Origin of the sequence: Cryptosporangium arvum DSM 44712, from assembly GCF_000585375.1 — a bacterium.
Classification (GTDB): Bacteria; Actinomycetota; Actinomycetes; order Mycobacteriales; family Cryptosporangiaceae; genus Cryptosporangium; species Cryptosporangium arvum.
The window spans coordinates 3,317,646-3,334,853 of sequence record NZ_KK073874.1 but is presented as its reverse complement, the minus strand read 5'-3'; the positions used below and the strand labels follow the sequence as shown (position 1 = coordinate 3,334,853).

Sequence of the window (17,208 nt, the reverse complement as noted above, 5' to 3'; positions counted from 1 at the left end):
GGCGGGCCAGCAACCCCATGCCGGCCCGCCGACCACCACTCAGTGCGGGAGGAACTGGCTCGGCTTGTCGTGCCAGCTCACCGCCAACGCGTCGCGCGCCCGCGTCGCCGCCATGAACAACAGCGCACGGTCACGCCGCCGCTCCCTCAGATACCGCGCCGGATCCTCATCCTGTAGCCGAATAATCGCGGCCCGTGGCACGACCCCGTCCGAAACCCCCACGATCGCCAGCCGCTGGTACTCCAGCCCCTTGAACCGGTGCATCGTTCCCACGTGGATGTCCCCGTCACCACGCGGGCCGTCCTTGGTGAGCTCCGCGCACGTGAACCCACCATCACCGGTCAGCGTGGTGATTACCGCACCCACCCGCCGATGATCGGGGACACAGACTGCCACCAGCCCTCGCGGATCACGACCCGAAGCCTCGAACTCCGTGTGCCACCACCGGACGGTCTCGACCAGACCGTGCAGCTCGTCGTTCCAGCTGGCGTAGCCCCGCAGGTCTGGCGCGGGGCCGTGGAGCACTGACCGGTATCCCTCCAGGGTGTCGGTTCCGTCGTCCAAGTCGTCGACCGTCTCACCGGACATGATCTCCAGCGCCGTCGTGAGGATCTCCCTGGTGGTCCGGTAACTGAGCGTCAGGCGGGACGATCGCCCACGGATCTGGACACCGACCGTGCCCAGCGCGACCTGATTGTCATAGATCCGCTGGTGGGTGTCGCCCGTGAGGAACAGGTCGTCGGGACCAGCCGGGACCATCGCGCGCAGCATTTTCCAGTGCGCGGGGCGCAGATCCTGCGCTTCATCCACAACGACATGGTCGTACCGGTACTTGCCGGCTGCGGCTCGTTCGATCTCGAACCGGGCCGCCCGATCGGCTGCTTGCCCCCAGGTTTCCACGCCTTCGGTGTCCAGCGTTGCGGTGAGCTGCTCGATCAGCTTCCAGACGTCGCCGCGCTCGGCCCGGTTGAGGGGACGTCCCCGCCCGGCACGCCGAGCCCGAAAGTAGTCCGACCGGGTGGCGAGCGACTGGCCGAGGACGACCTGCTCCCACTCTTCGACCAGGAACTCCGCTTCCCAGCGCTGCTCGCCCGACGCCTCCAGGAGGGCCCGCATCCGGTCGACGACCAAACTATCGGCGACCCGATTCTTGCCCTGACCGGGGGCAGCGTTCTCTCCCACCACCCGGGCCGCGAGCTGGTCGATGTGGAGCACGTCGACGCGTGCCAGGGCATCGGGGTCGAGCAGCGACGCCAACCGGGCTCGCAGGTCGGCGGCGAGGTTCTTGGTGAACGTGGTCAGCAGGATCGGCCGGTCGCTTCCGTCCGGCAATTGCTCGGCGAGATGGCGGACCCGGTGTAGCGCGACGATGGTCTTGCCCGTCCCGGGCCCGCCGCTGACCCGTGCCGGCCCGGAGTACTTGCGGTCGACGAGCGCTCGCTGGGTGGGATGAAGGAAGACCTTCCACGCGCGGAAGTCGCCTTCCTCCAGGACGTTCCGCACGTTGTCGTCGACGGAGGTGACGGTGGTGCGGGCCAGTGCAGCGGTGAAGTCGTCCGGGTCGATGGGACCTTCCGCCGCGACCTTGCCGGTGATCTCCGCCCTGACCTCATCGACCGACATGCCTGCCGCGAGTCCGTACAGGACGTCTTTCGAGAGCAGAGGCGCGTCCTTGACCAGATCATCGAGTTCGTCGCTGCTCGTGACCGACAGTGCCAGCGAGATCAGCGAATCGGCCACGCCGAGGTCGTGCAGTGTCTTGAAGTCACAATCCGCCAGCAGGGCCGCAGCCGGCTCCACCACCTCGGGGGGGCGTACCTCCGTGGGTGCCGACGCCTCGTCGTCGTCGATCGTGGCCGGCGTCAGCATGATGCCTGCCCGGTTCAGCGCGCTCTGTCCGACAACCGAGAGGTCGACGAACTCGATCTCACCGCTGATCCGGTTGACCGTCACCGACAGCTGTTCATAGACGGCGCTACGGTGCCGGACAGCGATGAGCAGCCAGCTTTCCGTCCCGTTGTCATCGATCCCGGTTCGGGTCAGCAGCGCCCGGTAGTCAGCGCCGATTCGCGCCGAATAGATGTTGGGCGCGCCCTTGAGCGCCTTGAGACTCAATCCCTTCCACGGATCCTGGCGAAACTGGTGGGAGAAGTTGTAGAACTTCGCCTTGACCGACGAGTCGAGCTTGTAGAGCTCCTCTTCGGCCTTCTGGTACAGGCTCAACCGGGCGCTCATGCGTGTGTCTCCTCAACGGCTTCCGTGGGTTCGGCCGCATCCGGCAACACGGCCAGCAGTGATTCCAGGTGGAGGTTCCAGTCAGCGGCGGTCCGCACGGTCCATCCCGCTTCGGCATAGGCAGCGTCACGACGGCGCGCTTCGTCGTCGTCCGCATCGTGCGGGGCGGTCACCACCGCGATCCGTACACCCGAATCGGACCACGCGAAGTCAGCCGGCCAGCCGCTCTGACCCAGTTCGTAGCCGAACACCGGGACGCGCTTGCCTCGTTCGGCAAGGGTCCTGGCCAGTCTGGCCAGGGCGCTGTCCTGCTCGTCGAGGTAGGGCAGGATCTCGACGTCCCAGCCGGGGTCGCGCGCGGAGCCCGACGTCGGTCCGGCGGGCACGTCGTTCACTGGTTCCGCGGGCGCCGGCACGTAGGGCACCAAGGCGCTGCCCTTCATCGAACTGAGCTCGCCGACACCACCGGCGATCGCCAGTTGCTCCACCGGATACTCCAGCGTCTGGCTCGCGGTCAGCTGCACCCCGTCGGCCCGTCCCTGCAACGACAGGAACTGGATCAGGTTCGACCAGTACAACCACGCGCGCCAGGTGTGCTTCGCGGTGATGCTGTCCAAGTCGGCGTTCAGATCGTTGACGACGGCTAACGCGGTCCACGCCTCCGGCGACCTCTCGTCGACCACCAGCACCAGCGGAAGCTCCGCGGTGTCGGTGGCGCGAAACAGGTGTACGGAGCCGCCGACTTGCGCGACGTCCGTCGTCGGACGGTCATCCGGTCGGTCGCTTGGCGGGATGCACTCCCACAGCGCCTGGCGAAGCAGGCCCGAGACTTCCTGGGAGCCGCCGGCGGTCCCGACGTGCACCGTACCGGGCATGGCGGCCGCCCCGGCGACAAGGGCGCGGGCCCGTCTGGTCCACCGCGTGAGGTCAGGATCGCGGAGAAAGGCCAGCAGAGTTTCGACCGGATTGGTGAGGACGGTGTCGGCGAAGTCGGACCGATCACCTTCGTAGGCGGCATAGGCCGCCTTCGCCGCGTCCTGCGCACCGGTCAGATACGGCGGCCACACCGGTTGGGCGCGGTCGGCGCGTTCCTCGAACAGGTCCAGGTCGTCCCAGGTGAGCTGGAAAACCAGGTTGCCCGTCGAGCGCAGCCGCGTCCGGCGGACCGCGTCGCGGGCCAGGCGGTTGTTGTCGGTCGAGGCGTGGAAGCGCCGGCCGTCCAGGTAGACCTGGATCGCGCAGGGCGGTCCGTCGACGCGGTGGAAACTGAAGTCCGGCCGCGTGTTGTCCAGCGGCTGCTGGGCGGTGAGCCGCCAGTGGACGACGTCCGCGCCGCCGGTGAATCGCAGGTGTCCGCTGGTCGCGCTGTTCTCCTCCAGGACCGTGTCGGTGGTCACGGTGGACCAGGTCCGCAGCAGGGCCAGGAACCGTGCTTCCAAGTCGGACTCGACTTGCTGATCGAGTCCGATGTCGTCGGTGCCGCCGACGTCCGAGATGTCCCAGCCGTCGCTGCCGTCCGGGCCGGTGAGCAGCCCGTCGATAAGTTCCAGCGCGGTCCGCCGGGAGGCGTGCTGCTGAAGGTTGTCGGGCGTGTAGCGGTGCAGGCAGCGATGGCAGGCCCGGCGCCCTTCGGCCGCGCACGGGCACGCGGCGAGCACGGCCCGGGCGGCCGCCAGGGTGGCCTTGAACGCCACCGGATCGGTCAGCCGATGGAGGTAGCCGGTGCCACCGGGGAGCGTGTCGTAGAGCACCAGGTACGAGCGACGCTCGCCGCTGTTCTGGTCCGGCATGGTGGCGATTGCTGTGTCCAGATGGTCCGGGTCGCCGCCGAAGTGCCGGTCGACGCCGAGACGCAACGCCGCCCGGAACGAGTGCACTCGCTCCTCGACCAGCACCGTCGCCGCTGGCAGCAGGATCCGCAGAGCCTCGGTTTTGAGCTGGTGGGCCAGCAGCACCGGAAGCTGAACGGTATCGTCCCGGCGTCCCTGGCGGAGCGGACACCACGGCCGGTGGTGGCGCAGCCGCGGATCGTCCGGGCCGGAGGTGAGCAGCGCATCGGAGTCCTGGTCGAACACCGGTGCCCCGTCCGCGCCGGCCGCGCCGCAGCCGGTGCAGACCGTGAACGGGTTGACCCGGGTCAGCTGACCGGCGAACAGGTCGCGGGCGGGCACGTCGAACCGGGCCGGACCGAGGTTGAGCGTCCGGATCGTGGCATCACGGGTGAAGTCGATGCCGAAGACACGCCGCTCGTGGCGCCAGGACAGCTCGACGGTATCCTGCGGGATGTCCACCGCGGTGACCGTCTCGTAGAACCGAGGGTCTCGGTCGTCTCGGTCGTCGCGGATCCGCGCGTCTTCCCGCCGATCTCGGGCGGTGACTCGGCTCGGCTCCACCACTCGGTGCAGACAGGAACCGTCATCGGCGATGCGTCCGCTGCGGCAGCGCGGGCACGGCGTCCGGTCGCTCTCGGCCTCGGTGGTCCGGACGTAGCCGCACTCCGGACAGCACCGCCACACCTGCCAGCCGGGCCGGTCACGGGTGCCGATCTCCAGGCCGGTGACCTCGTGCCGGTAACCGTTGACGTAGAAGGTGTTCCCCGGGGCCAGCTCGGTCAATGCGAGCCGGCGGGGCCGGTCGTACTCACGCAGCTCGGTGCGATACCGGACCTCGGCGCTGGAACGCTCGGTTTCGTCGGACTCGGCCCTCCGTTCTGCGTAGAGCGTCGCCTCGAGCACCGTCCGGGTGTCTACCAACGCGTAGTTCGGCAGCAGACCCAACTCCACCAGCGCTCCGGGAGCATCCTTCTCACCGGCCCGGGCCAGCAGAGCGCCAATTCCCCGGCGTTCCCCGTCCAGCTCCGCGCGTTGCTGCGCCTGCTCCGGGTCGTCGGGGTTGAGCGCCGCAGAGGTGGCCGTGATCGCCGAGAGCCGTTCCGCGAGGATGGCTAGCCGCTCCCGCCACTCCCGAACGGCCCGATCCACCGCGCTGCGCAGCCCCGCGGTGGCGAACGCCCGCAGCTCATCGACGGCACGCGGCTCGATCGTGTCCCCCGGGAACAGCGCGAGGAACCCACCGAGCAACTCCTCGGCGTGGGCCAGCGCTGTGGCAACGAGGTCCACCAGGTAGCCGGAATCGCCGAACAGCGCCGGCGCGGTCCGTGGCAACGGACGCAGTGGCTCCGTACCACCGTCGGCTGCAGGCAGCCGACCAGCAGCGGCCAGGTCGAGCAGGTGCGCCAGGTACTGACGGCGCAGGATCTCCACTGCGGAGAGGTAACAGCCAGGCGGAATGATCCGACCGGCGATCATGTCGACCGGGCGGTCGAGGAAGTACAGATCGCGCTGACGGTGACCGAGGACGGTGAGGACGTAGGCGTTGCCGGTCCGCCGCCCGGCCCGGCCGACGCGCTGGGCGTAGTGAGCCGGGCTCGGCGGCAACGAGGCCAGCACGATAGCGGACAAGTCACCGATGTCGATCCCCAGCTCCAGCGTCGGGGTGCACGACAAGACGTTCGGATCGGTGAACCGCCCACCGGCCTTGAACGCCTTCTCCACCCGTTCCCGCTGTGGCCGGGTGAGCATCCCGGTGTGTTCGGCGGTGACGATCTGGTAGGTGCCTGCTCCCCGATACAACCGCCGGTAGTAGTCGTCGCGATAGTCCCGGTCGCGCCGGTGCGGGTCACTTCCGTTCGCGGCGGGCCGATTCGCGGCCTCCAGCCGACCCCGTGCACACCGGTAGGACGGGCAGGGCTGACCCCGCCACTGGTCGAGCAGCGCGGGGTGAACCGTTTGCTCCCACGCGCACACCGGGCAACGCACCGCGGCGACGTTGACCTCGTCGTCGGTCAAGCCGCGAACCAGGATCGCCCCGGGTTGCAGTCCGTAGAGCCGGGTCTGTCCGTCCCGCGTGACCCGGGTGGCGAGCAGACCGTCGGAGGCCAGGGCCGGGAGCAACCGCTCCCAGAATTTCGCCGCGGCGTCCCTGGTGAGGCCGAAGCTGCGTTGCGCCCATCGTTCGTGCCACGACAGCCGGCCGGTGGCGAAGTCGAACTCGCTCCGCGGCCGGGGGCGGTCGAGCAGGAACACCGGCGCTGCCACGAAGGCGGGGAATGCCGGCATCCCGGCCGGGCGCCTGCCCCAGACGAAATACCGGCTGACCCCCGCGTCGAGGGCATACCGGGTCAGCCACCGGTGGCGCACCGCGCCCCGCCACCGCATCCGTTCCAGGAAGATTCGGAGAAAGCCCAGGTAGCGGGCGTCTTCCGGGGCGTCAGCCGGTAACTCGGTACCCGCGAGGTACGCCTGCCGGACCAGCGCGATTGCCGCATCCTTGTTCGGGATCGACACCTGCGCTGCGGCGGTGCGGGTGAGTTCCAACGTGCGGCCCTGCCGGGACCGGAACCCGAACTCCATCAGCGCGGCGAAGGCCAATCGCTCGCCGATCGTCTGCCACACCCCGGCGGTACCGCCGTTCTCGCCTGCCAAAAGAGCGTCCACCCCGGGGCGGTCGTGCAGGTCGGGTGGGACGACGGCGGCCAACGTCTGTAGGTCGGTCGTCGCGGCCACCACGTCGGCGATCAGGTCGTTGAGCGCGGTGTCTCGGCTCTCCGACAGGTGCGCCACCAGCAGCGCCCGGAGCGAGAACACGTACGACCGGTTGGCGACGAAACCGGCCCGGTGGGCGGCGTCCTGCACCGAGTCGCTGAACATCAACGTCTTGCGTTCGTTCTGCTTGTCGTCCAGCTCGCCGCCGGTGAACAGCTGCGTCAGCGCCGCCGCGGCCAGCGCTGCCGTCCGAGTACCCAGGTAGCGGATCGCGTTGCGCTCCCCGCACGCCGGACACCAGTCGCCGGTCGCTGCCGTGTTCGCCGTCTGCCCGAGAATGACCAGGACGAATGCCGAGTCCCGGGCGGTCAACGTCGGCTCACCGGTCTCCGGGTGGTAATCGGTGCTCGGCTGTGGCGGACGCAAGCGTCCGCCTGCTCCGTCAAGCACCATGAGGACGCCGCCGAGACCGGCGGCCGCCGGTCGCCCGGTGCCGCCCCAGGCTCGATTACTCACGGCCATCGGGCCCGATCCGGCACCTTCACGCGCTTCGGCGTCGGTCGCCGCGATCAGCGCGCGGACCCGCATCTTGTCCCTACTGGTGGACGCGCGGCGGATGAGCACCGGATCCAGACGTAGCGCCGCGTCGTCGCTCTCCGGGGAGAACGCCGCCCACCCCGACCGGCCACATTCGCGGCAGTAGACGGCGGGCAGGAACACGTTCGCCCGCTGCCCACCGGTGGCAGTGGTGACCGGCGCGGCCCGGTCACCGTCGACAGCCGTGGCTCCGGCCGGGTCAGCGGCGTCCCAGCGGAACTCCGCCTCCGGCCACGGCAGAATGCCACGCAGAAGCCGGGTCACGGACCGGGCCCACTGATGTACCTCGACGTGGACCAACGGACGTGGGTGCGCCGGGTCGGCGTCCGGATCGCGGGCTACCGACAAGAGCGCGACGAACCGGGCCAACGCGAGGGCCGCCTGCTGGGGGCGCTCGGTGACCGCGCGGCCCCACGAGTAGGCGTTGTGCCGCCAGAGCACGTCCAAGATCTGCGCCGGGTCACGGACGCCGTCCGCGAGCGCGGTCAGCAAGGCACGGGTCAGCACATGGGTTCGCAGCACCGCGCCGAGCTGCTCGGGGGTGAGTTCCGGCTGACCAGTGACGACCTCGGACAGCCTGGCCATGGCTTCGTCGTTGCGGCCGGGATCCGGCAGCGCGGCCAGCGTCTCCGGATCCGGCAACGGCAGCTCGGCGGCCAGCGAGTGCTGCGGGATGAACTCCTCGACCGATCGGCGGTTCTCGCTGATGACGGCGTCCGCGGTGAACCGCGTGCCGAAGATCTGCCCGGCGACCGCCAGCAGGTCGGGCGCGTCCCCGGGCGTATCCGCCTCTGTGGGCGACGCCAGGGTCGCGGACGTCGCGACGGGGCAGATCCCGCCGAGCGGCATCTCCGCCGTGGCCGCCCCCACCCGGGCCGCCAGCCGGCGCAGCAACATGGCCACGTCGGTGCCCTGGGCCCCGTCGTAGGCGTGGAACTCGTCGACCACCACGTACCGCAGATCCGCATCGGCCCACAACGGTGCGTCGTCGGCCCGATGCAGCAGCAGATCGAGCATTTTGAAGTTGGTGACCAGCAGATCCGGTGGGTTGTTCCGGATCTCCGACCGACGGGTCATCACCCGCGGGTAGGGGGTGTCCGGTGTGTCGCCGATGAACAGGCCCGCGGTGACCTGCGAGAACGCGTCCTGTTGGAGGTAGTGGTTGAGTCGGTCGGCCTGGTCACTGGCCAGCGCGTTCATCGGGTACAGCAGCACGGCCTTGACGCCCGCGCGGCCGAGGGCCCGCTCGCGGCGGCAGTGGTCCAGGATCGGCAGCAGGAACGCCTCTGTCTTACCCGAGCCGGTGCCGGTGGTCACGAGCGTCGGCAGCGGCGGGTGGTGGCGGGACGAGAGCCGGTGGAACGCCGCCGCCTGGTGCGCGTACGGGGTGAACCCGGGCGGCAGGAAGCCCCGGTCGGGCCAGTCCAGCCCGTCGCGCCAGTTGTCGGGCGCTGGTTGGAACGGCGTGCGGATCCGCAGGAACGGGCCACGGAACATGCCGGCGTCGGTGTCGCCGAGGAATGCCTCCAGTGCCCGGCGGGCCCCCTCGTCGGAGAGCGCGTAGGTCGTGGAGAGGTACTGCAACAGATTCGCGGTGAGGCCGTTGGCCTCCAAGGTCGGCCTCACGCGCCTGCTCTGTTCTGGACGCCAGGGCGGGAATGGGTTACGGGATCCCACTCCCCTGCCGCGATCGCCTCGTCGAGCCGGGCCTGGAAGACCGCGTGTGCGGCCTTCATCTCGTTCACCCGGTCGGCCTTGTAGAAAGGCGGGGTGTAGCCGTCGGGCGCTGGGGTGTTCTGGCGGCTCTCCGGCGGCCGACGTTGGTCGGCTAGGTATGCCTGGAGCTGCTCGAAGTGCTCCTTGGTCTGGCCGTGGCCGTAGGCGTACCGGTTTCCGGCGAGCCGACGACCGGTCGCGTCGAACCAGGTCACCTCGTCGAAGTCAGCCATGATCGGGAAGCGGGCTCGGTACATGGCCTCCAGGGCGGCGGCGTCGACGCCGAGCCAGACCGCAACGAGCGCATCGATCTCGACGAGGGCCGCACGGCGAGCCCGGTCAGTCCGCAGCGGCGTGTTCCAGTCCCACTCCGGCTTGACGTCACCGAGCGGCGGTAGCCCGTCCCAGCCATTTGCCCACGATTCGTCACGCCAGGCCCGGTCGTGCAACTCCGGCCAAAGGTCGGCGTAAGCGGCCGTCAAGCAGTTGAGCCGAGATGTACGAATCAGCAGCGCTCTGGCCAGCGGATGATCCGGAATCGGCGCCGGCAATCGAATGGCCGAAGCCACATGCAAATCGCCTATGCCAGTGGTGCGTAAAAAGTAGTCGACAGGAAGCGCTGACCAAAAGCCACCTAAAAGGGTCGTGGATCTGTTATCTCTGGCGACCGCACTCCTGATCCCATCGATATGGCTAGGGCCTGGCGGCAGCAATGCAACGTACAAGCTTCTCTCTGTATCGGGCGCGATCATCTTGCGCCAGGCGACGCGGTAGAACTCCGTACAGCGGCGACGCGCTTTCTCGGTCAGATATAGCTGGAGATCTCCATCGGGGACGGCGTCGAGGGCGATACCGGCGGCTTCGCTGAGGACTACCCGGGCTGCGGACAGCTCCTCCGGGTCAGCGAGCAGCCGTTCCAGCAGCGGATGGTCGATCCACCGATCCTGCGCCGCCTCGAATCGGGCGCGATCGGTGGCGTTGCGGTACTCGGTCGCCGGCAAGGCATCAGCCGGGAGCGTCGTCAAGTCGAGCCCCAGGACCTCGCCGCTCCCCTGCGTAGGCTGCTTGAACAGCGGCGTAGCCACTCCGATCTGCGGACCCTTGAGCACTACCTCCTTCCAGTCGCTGGGTTCTGAAACCTCATACCGGATGAGCCCCTTAGACTTTGCCGTCGCCTCGTTGTACCCACCTGAGATCTGCGGCAAGAGGGTCGCCAGGCGGACCGGGAATCCCGCAAGAGACTCGATACCACGATTCTCCGCGATACTTACTGGAGAAAGTAGACGCACGTATTCGGCGGGACCGCTCTCATCGCCCGTAAGGCCCTGCCAAACAGCAAGCAATTCAGCATTTACATGAATCACCCTACTAGGGTGCGGACGGGTATCCCAATCGCCGTCAAATCGGATTCCTGGCAGTATCCCCTCATCCGGGACACCTTGCCTGTAAGAGTGCCTTAGAGCATCAACAGAGAAGAGCCAGGATAGGTGATCGAACGATGTTTCTCCGGGCGTTCCATAGACGTGCAAACCGAAGTGACTGGAACGGCCAACTGGTGGCGGAAAAAACCTGTTCCCTGCATTTACGAAGTCGCCGTGCACGCGCAGCCTGCGATAGGCCTCTGCCCGGATGTGTTCCATACCGACGCCGGCCAGATGAGAATCTGGATGGAGCAGGCCGACCGTCCCGGCAACGGCGGTATGAGCCCATGTCTGACACATGAAGGCTCGATAAAGATCAGGCCTAGTGCCAGCAGCTAGTGGATACACGTGCGGCGAACGTAACCAAGCCACAGAGGCCGACGTCCCTGTCAGCTCGGCCAGCACGTACTCCCTACACTCCTGCCGCGCGATGACATCGGCTCGTCGAGCTTCCTTCTCCTTAGCGTCAGCCTTCTCAGCCAGCTTGAACCACGGATCGAACTCGGCGAGCACAGCCGGTTCATCCCAGTCCGGGCGCACCCACGGTGGGTTGCCGATTTGGAGGTCGAAGCCACCTCGCTCGGCGAACACCAGCGCGAAGTGCAGCTCCCAGTGGAAGAACCCTCGCTCCTCGGCAATCGACTCGACCTTGTCCAGCCAGGGGAACCGTGCCTGTAGCTGGAGTTCCTCGTCCATGCCGGTCAGCCCCGGTATCAGTTTCTCGTAGTAGTCCAGGTCTTTCAACGTCTTGAAGCCAGAGGCCAATGAGTCCTCGGGCATGTCCTCGGTACCGACCAGCGCTTCGGCGAAGTCGATCCAGTTGGCCAGCTCCTTCATCGCGATGCGGGCGTCACGAAGGATCTTCGGCTTCTCCTTGCGCTTCTTCTTGCCGTCCGGCTTCGTCTCCTCGACCACCGGCTCCAACAGCTGCATCTGCTCGACATCGCGGGAGAACAGTGCCACCTGCTCCCCTCGGCCGACCCCCAGCAGCTCGCTCAACTGCGCCGGGGTCACCGGCGTCTGCTCATAGGCCGGATCGTCACCGTCCAACAGAGCGGCCTGGTCCACCGGCCAGAACCAGAGCGCGCACCAGGCGTCCATCAGGGTCTTGAGCCGCCAGTACGGCGTGCCGACCTTCTCGAACAGATCTTTATAGACCTTCTCCTTCGGGACCGGGTGCTCCGGACGCTGTATGAAGACGTACTCGTGGTCGTCGGGGTTCGCGCCCCAGACGTCGATCCGGCGGGCGATCTCGCGTTCCGAGATCCGCATCCGTTCGACCACCAGGTCCCAGAGGAACTCCACCCGTCGGGCGGTCCCCTGCAACCGGGCGAGCTCCGACCGCTGACCGCCCGTAGTCTTCGGCGGCTTGAGGATGCCCTTGCGCCAACGGCCCAGCCGCGCTGCGGCCTCCGGCGCCAGCGCCTTGGCCTCGGACTCTCCGGCAACGGTGCCCCAGCCGGTAGCCGGCAAGAGGAACTGGTGGATCGCGCCCACCGGCAACGGCTGGATCGCGTCGGCGTCGGTGTTCTCAACGGCGGCGCGGAAGGGCAGTTCGGTCGGGGGCAGCGGGTTCTTGGACGCGAGCCAGTTGCGGCCGGCCGCATCGCTGCCGGTGTAGACCGCCCGCCGGGCGCCGATCAGGGAATTGCCGCGCCGCAGGTGCAGGCCGAACCAGGGGGCGCGCATCCCGGGGTGCATGGTGTTGAGCCACAGCGATACCTCGGCCAGCTCGACGGCGGTGGCGTTGAGGTCGACGCCGTAGGAGTTGTGCAGCGCGATGTAGGCCTTGACTCGCTGCAACTCGGTGAGTGCGTCGGCGGTGGGCACGGTCTTGCCGGTCTCGTTCTGCCGTCGCCGTAGGTACTCACTGGCCAGCTGGTTGATCGCCTCGTTGAGGAACGCACCGGAGCCGAGCGCGGGCTCACAGATCCGGTACTGCAACAGTTCGGCGGCGCGAGTCTCGACCGTCGCGCCGTTGGCGTCGCGGTCCTGGTCGAGTCGGTGCTTGAGGGCGAGCTCGACGGTGAGTTTGGTCAGCGATTCCGGGGTGTAGTAGGAGGCGGAGACCTGGCGTTCCCGGCCGGCCAGGCGGTAGACGAACGAGCCGCGCGGGTGCCGCTTCCAGCCGCGCAGACCGCGCCGTTCGTCGGCCTGGTCGTAGCGGACGAACACGCTGTCGTCGGTGAACTGGCCGATCTGGGATGACGGCACCATCCAGGAACCGTCTTTCGGGTTGCCACCCTTGGCGACCTCGTAGAGCTCCTCGGTGGCGAGGAAGCCGGTGTAGGACATCAGGCCTTCGTAGACCGCGCCGAGCTGGTTGATGCCGAGGTTGCGGTAGGAGATGAAACCGCCGCGCTCCTTGCCGCGGGGCCGCTTCATGGTCAGCAGCCGCAGCACTCGGTGCAGGGTGCCGTTGCGCAGTCGCAGGTCCAACCGGGGAGCAGGTATGTCGTCGGACCGTGGGTCGGGGACCTCACAACCGATCAAGCGGGTCGCGGTCGGCTCGAACAGTGCTGACCGCAGCGGTTCGAACCGGAGGCCGCGGTCCTCGCTCCGGCGTTCCTTCTTGGCCTTGCGTGTGGCCTCGTCGTCGCCGGGCTGGTAGTCGCCCGCTTCGGTGCCGTAGGCGCGGTGGCCCTTATTGACCTTACAGAACAGCACGTTCAGCGACTCGTAGAGGTGGAAGCCGCGCGCGGTGTTCCCCTCGATGAGCTCTTCGTCGCGAGCGACCAACTCCCGTAGCCGGGCCAGTGAGTAGCCGGCCTCGTAACTACCGTCGTCAGAGGGGAGGATGCCCAGCTCCGGACGGGCCTCGGCGAAGAGCAGGAACAGGATTCGGTAGAGGTAGCGCAGTGCCTCGTCGCGGAGTTCCCGACCGAGCGGCTTGTCCGGCCGGGCCACCTGCGCGGGTTCGACGCCGGCCTCGATGAGCCGGTCGAGGATCTCGTTCGCGATCAGTTCCACCGACCGCTGCAGGCCCTGACGCAGGTCGCCGTCGACGCCCACTGCGTTCTCGGTGGACGTCTTCAGCAGCGCGTCGATCGCCGGGTCTTCGCCGTTGGCCCCGGTGCGGAGCATCTCGTAGCTGAACAGCGCGGCGATCGTGGCGAGCTCACCGTTCTGGCGGCGGTCGTAGCGTTGGAGCGCACCGTCGAGGTTGGCGGTGAGGAAACGGCCCTCTCCCCAGCAGTGACGATCGGCCAACACCAGGACACCACCGACGAGCAGCAGCACGAAGCGGGGTGGCGAGCCCGGTTCGGTTTGGTTCGGCCAGACAATCTGGCTGTTGAACAACCAGGTGGCCAGCGCCGAGCCGGTGGCGTACGACTCGCCTGCCGAGATCCGGACCGGGCCGAGCAGCTGGTCCGGGCCGTGGGCGTCCAGGGCCGCGTCGGCGTCGACCGCCCAGCCGCAGTCGACCGCGAGGATCCCGTCGCCGGCGAAGGCGACCCGCAGGGTGTGCTCGCGTCCGGCTCGATGGACGGTCACCTGATCGGGGCGGTCGACGGGATAGCCGAAGTGGCGCAGGACGGTGTGATGCCAGGCGGTCAAACGCTTGGCCCACTCCTGGTCAGCGACGGGCCTGCCTTCAACGCCGTCCGGGGCGGGAAGACTCTCTGCGGCCAGCCGGGCGTGCTCGACGAAAAAGCCCCGAACGGGGTCGGTGAAGTACTCGCCACGTAGTGCGCGAACCTGCTCGCGGGTAGTCGGCCGCTGCTCCAGTTCGTCGGTCTCCCGGTCGGTCCACCGGCCGAAGATCCCTTTGCGGAGGTCGAGCGGAAGCCGTTCGGCGTAGTAATGCGCGGCGAAGTACTCGCCGCGGTTGCCGATGGCGTCGAACGTGCTCATGCGTCGCCTTCCAGGACGGCCAGCAGCCGCAGCATCGGGGCGCCAACGGTCTCGAGCCCACGGACCAGGTCGCCGCGGCGGTTGACCGCCTCGGCGTGTCGGGACTTGGTGGTTCCTGGCGGCGCGGTCTGCCGCCAGGCGTCCAGCCGCCGCCGGTACGGCGCGAGAGCGGTGTCGATCTCGGCGTCGTAAGCGGCCCGTCGAGCGGTCAGGTGCGCGGTGGCGGCGTCGATCGCGGATGGCACCAGCGACTGGAGGCCCGGCAGGTCGTGCGGCGTGCGCCGGCCGGGCATGTCGGCGCCAACGCCGGCGGCGGCCAGCGCCTCGGTCATCGATGTCACCCGCGGCGTTCCGGGCAGCCCGTCAACGGCCATCCACTCCACCACGGTGGGTCGGCCCAGCGCATTGGAGTAGATGCCCTGGACCAGGAAGGTCGGGGTGCTCACGGCGGCCCCGAGCACCGGCGCTTGGTGGCGGCCGAACTCGATCAGGACCTTGTCGGTGAGCCAGTCGAGCACGGGATGGATGTCGGTCAGGTAGACCACCGAGGGCCACATCGTGTCCGACGATTCACGGGCGGCGTCCAGCCGATGCCCGGCGAGCTTCCGGGAGAACGTCACGCTCATCCGGCCCGGTTCGTCTGCGGTGCCGAGGATCCGCTGTTCGGAGAGGTAACTGGCCGGCAGTGCGCGTAGCCGGTAGACGAGATCGGGCGGTGGGGTGAGGGAAATCGCGCCGTCTTCGTCGTAGCGGAGCGACAGGGCGCCTTCGGGCGCGTCGTGGAAGACCTGGCGCAGCGCGGTGTGGACGTAGTCCTCGGTGTGGTTGAACAGCGCGGGGACCACGGCGCGCGGCACCTCGCTATTGGGCGGCGTGGCGCCGGCCTGGCGGCCGAGCAAGCCGGCGAGGAAGCCTCCGGCGGTCTGGGCGGAGGCGGCCAGCGACTCCGGAACGGTCTGCCCGGCGATCAGGTCGCGGGTCAGCCGGTCCTCCTCGTCCTGGGGCCGGTACAGACCGGAGACGGCGTCGGCCGATCCTTCGATCCGATGCGCCTCGGCCTCCCGGGCCAGCAGGATCTCTCCGACCAGCCGGTCATCGAACGGCCGGTACCCGGGTTCGGGCTGGTCCAGCATCGGGGCCGCGCGGGGGCGCCATTGCACAGTGCTGGTGAGGATCATGGCCCGGAACTGCGGCGGGTACTTCTGCCCGTACCGGTCGATCCGGCCGTTGCGCTGCTCGATCCGAATCAACGACCACGGCAGGTCGTAGTGGACGAGCAAGTGGCACTGCTGGTGCAGGTTGACGCCCTCGGAGGCGACGTCGCCGGTGAACAGGAGCCGCACGGGCGCGTCGCGCAAGCCGAACCGCTCGACGACCTTCATCTGTTCCTGGTCGTTCGTGACGTCGCCGTGCATCACCTCGACCACACCGCGGTATTTCAGCCATGGGCGCTTCTCGTCCTCGGCACTGTCGGCCGGGAAGCCGAGCGCGAGCGGCACGACGTCGGCCAGCCAGTTGAGTGTCGCGGTGCGCTCGGAGAACACCACGACGCGGGTGTCCGAACCGGGCCGCACCCCGAGATCACGCAGCTCGGCGACGAGCGCGGCCAGCTTGGCGGAGTCACCGTCGCCGATCTTCGTCGCGACCTGGCGGAGCTCGGCCAGAGCGGTGCGCTCGGCCTCGGCGTCCGTTCGGTCTTTCAGCGTCTGTTCCCGCTGGCCGACCGTCTCCAACAGCGCCTTGTGGGACGAGAGGAATGCCTTGAACAGGGTGTACGGGAAGAGCCGCGCAGCGCTGACCGAGGGCTTTCCATCGGCGGGTAGCCACTCGGCGGCCAGCGCGTCGAACACCGCCTCCTCGGCCGGTGTCGCGGCTGCCCGGACCGGCAACGACGGCCCCCGGTCGGCCCAAGCACCCCGCAGCGCGTCTCGCACCTCGGGTGTGTTCTTCGAGCGGCGTAGGTAGAGGTGTTCGAGGTCGCTGACGTCGTACTTGGCGGGATCGGCGATCGCGGCCGGGTCGAGCAGACGGATCAGCTCGGCGAAGGACCGGCCGTCGCCGTTGTGCGGGGTGGCCGAGGCGAGGATCAGCGCGTCGGTGCGGGGCGCGAGCGTCTGGGCCAGCTCGTTGCGGTGCGAGCCGCGGTTGATCAGGTTGTGGGACTCGTCGATCACGACGGCATCCCAGTCGGTGTGCTCCAGGTGGTGGCCGTAGAGCTTGCTGTTCTTCAGCGTGTCGACCGAGACGATCACGCGCTTGAAGTAGGCGAACGGATTACGGCCCAACGGGATCTCTTGCTGGACCCGCTGGATGCCGGTGGAGTCCAGCCGTACCAGCGGGATACCGAACCGGGTCCACAACTCGCGCTGGAACTGTTCGAGCACCGGCGCGGGGGTCACAACCAGGATGCGCTCACCCCGGCCGCGCCGGATCAGCTCGGCGAGCAGGATCCCGATCTCCAGCGTCTTGCCCAACCCGACGACGTCGGCGATCAACAGCCGGGGTTGCGGATTACGCATCGAGAGCGCCAGTTGCGCCGGCCGGACCTGGTGTACCTGGTAGTCGGCGAGGAATGCCCCGGCCAGCGCCAGTCCGGTCTCGGTTTGCGGGAGGAACGACTTCCGGATCACCGCCTCCAGATACAGACGGGCGCGGCGGTGATAGGGCGAGTCGTCCGGGACCAGGATGGTCTTCCGGGGGTCGAGCGGAGTGATGGTGTCCAGGGAGGCGTAGAAGACGGCGTCGACATCCCGCACGAAGGGAGAGACACCGGTGACCTCGAGCATCGCACCGTCGTGCTCGGTCACGGTCACCTTGCGGACCAGCCAGATCTCGTCTCG

At 68.4% G+C, this 17,208-nt stretch carries 4 protein-coding genes; all 4 read right to left on the bottom strand.

Annotated features, from left to right (window positions below; translation table 11 throughout):
• Window positions 1-39 precede the first annotated feature (39 nt).
• The 4 genes from CRYAR_RS15505 to CRYAR_RS15490 are packed head-to-tail and all read right to left on the bottom strand — an operon-like array spanning window position 40 to window position 17,154.
• Window positions 40-2,235 (bottom strand): UvrD-helicase domain-containing protein, encoded by a 2,196-nt coding sequence (locus CRYAR_RS15505; protein ID WP_035851536.1) that lies wholly within the window; start codon window positions 2,233-2,235, stop codon window positions 40-42.
• Window positions 2,232-9,002 (bottom strand): DEAD/DEAH box helicase, encoded by a 6,771-nt coding sequence (locus CRYAR_RS15500; protein WP_035851534.1) that lies wholly within the window; start codon window positions 9,000-9,002, stop codon window positions 2,232-2,234. The genes CRYAR_RS15505 and CRYAR_RS15500 overlap by 4 nt, the downstream gene beginning before the upstream one ends.
• A complete protein-coding gene (locus CRYAR_RS15495; RefSeq protein WP_051570288.1) occupies window positions 8,999-14,368 on the bottom strand; it encodes a hypothetical protein in 5,370 nt (1,789 codons plus the stop codon). Before CRYAR_RS15495 ends, CRYAR_RS15500 begins: the two co-directional genes overlap by 4 nt.
• The gene (locus CRYAR_RS15490; RefSeq protein ID WP_084701898.1) at window positions 14,365-17,154 is read right to left on the bottom strand and encodes an SNF2-related protein; all 2,790 of its coding nucleotides are present in this window, start codon (window positions 17,152-17,154) and stop codon (window positions 14,365-14,367) included. Before CRYAR_RS15490 ends, CRYAR_RS15495 begins: the two co-directional genes overlap by 4 nt.
• Between the last annotated feature and the right edge of the window lie 54 nt (window positions 17,155-17,208).

Excerpts from the sequence above, each read along its gene's own strand:
- CRYAR_RS15490 (WP_084701898.1), bottom strand. The coding sequence starts at position 17,154 with ATGCTCGAGGTCACCGGTGTCTCTCCCTTCGTGCGGGATGTCGACGCC.
- CRYAR_RS15495 (WP_051570288.1), bottom strand. The coding sequence starts at position 14,368 with ATGAGCACGTTCGACGCCATCGGCAACCGCGGCGAGTACTTCGCCGCG.
- CRYAR_RS15505 (WP_035851536.1), bottom strand. The coding sequence starts at position 2,235 with ATGAGCGCCCGGTTGAGCCTGTACCAGAAGGCCGAAGAGGAGCTCTAC.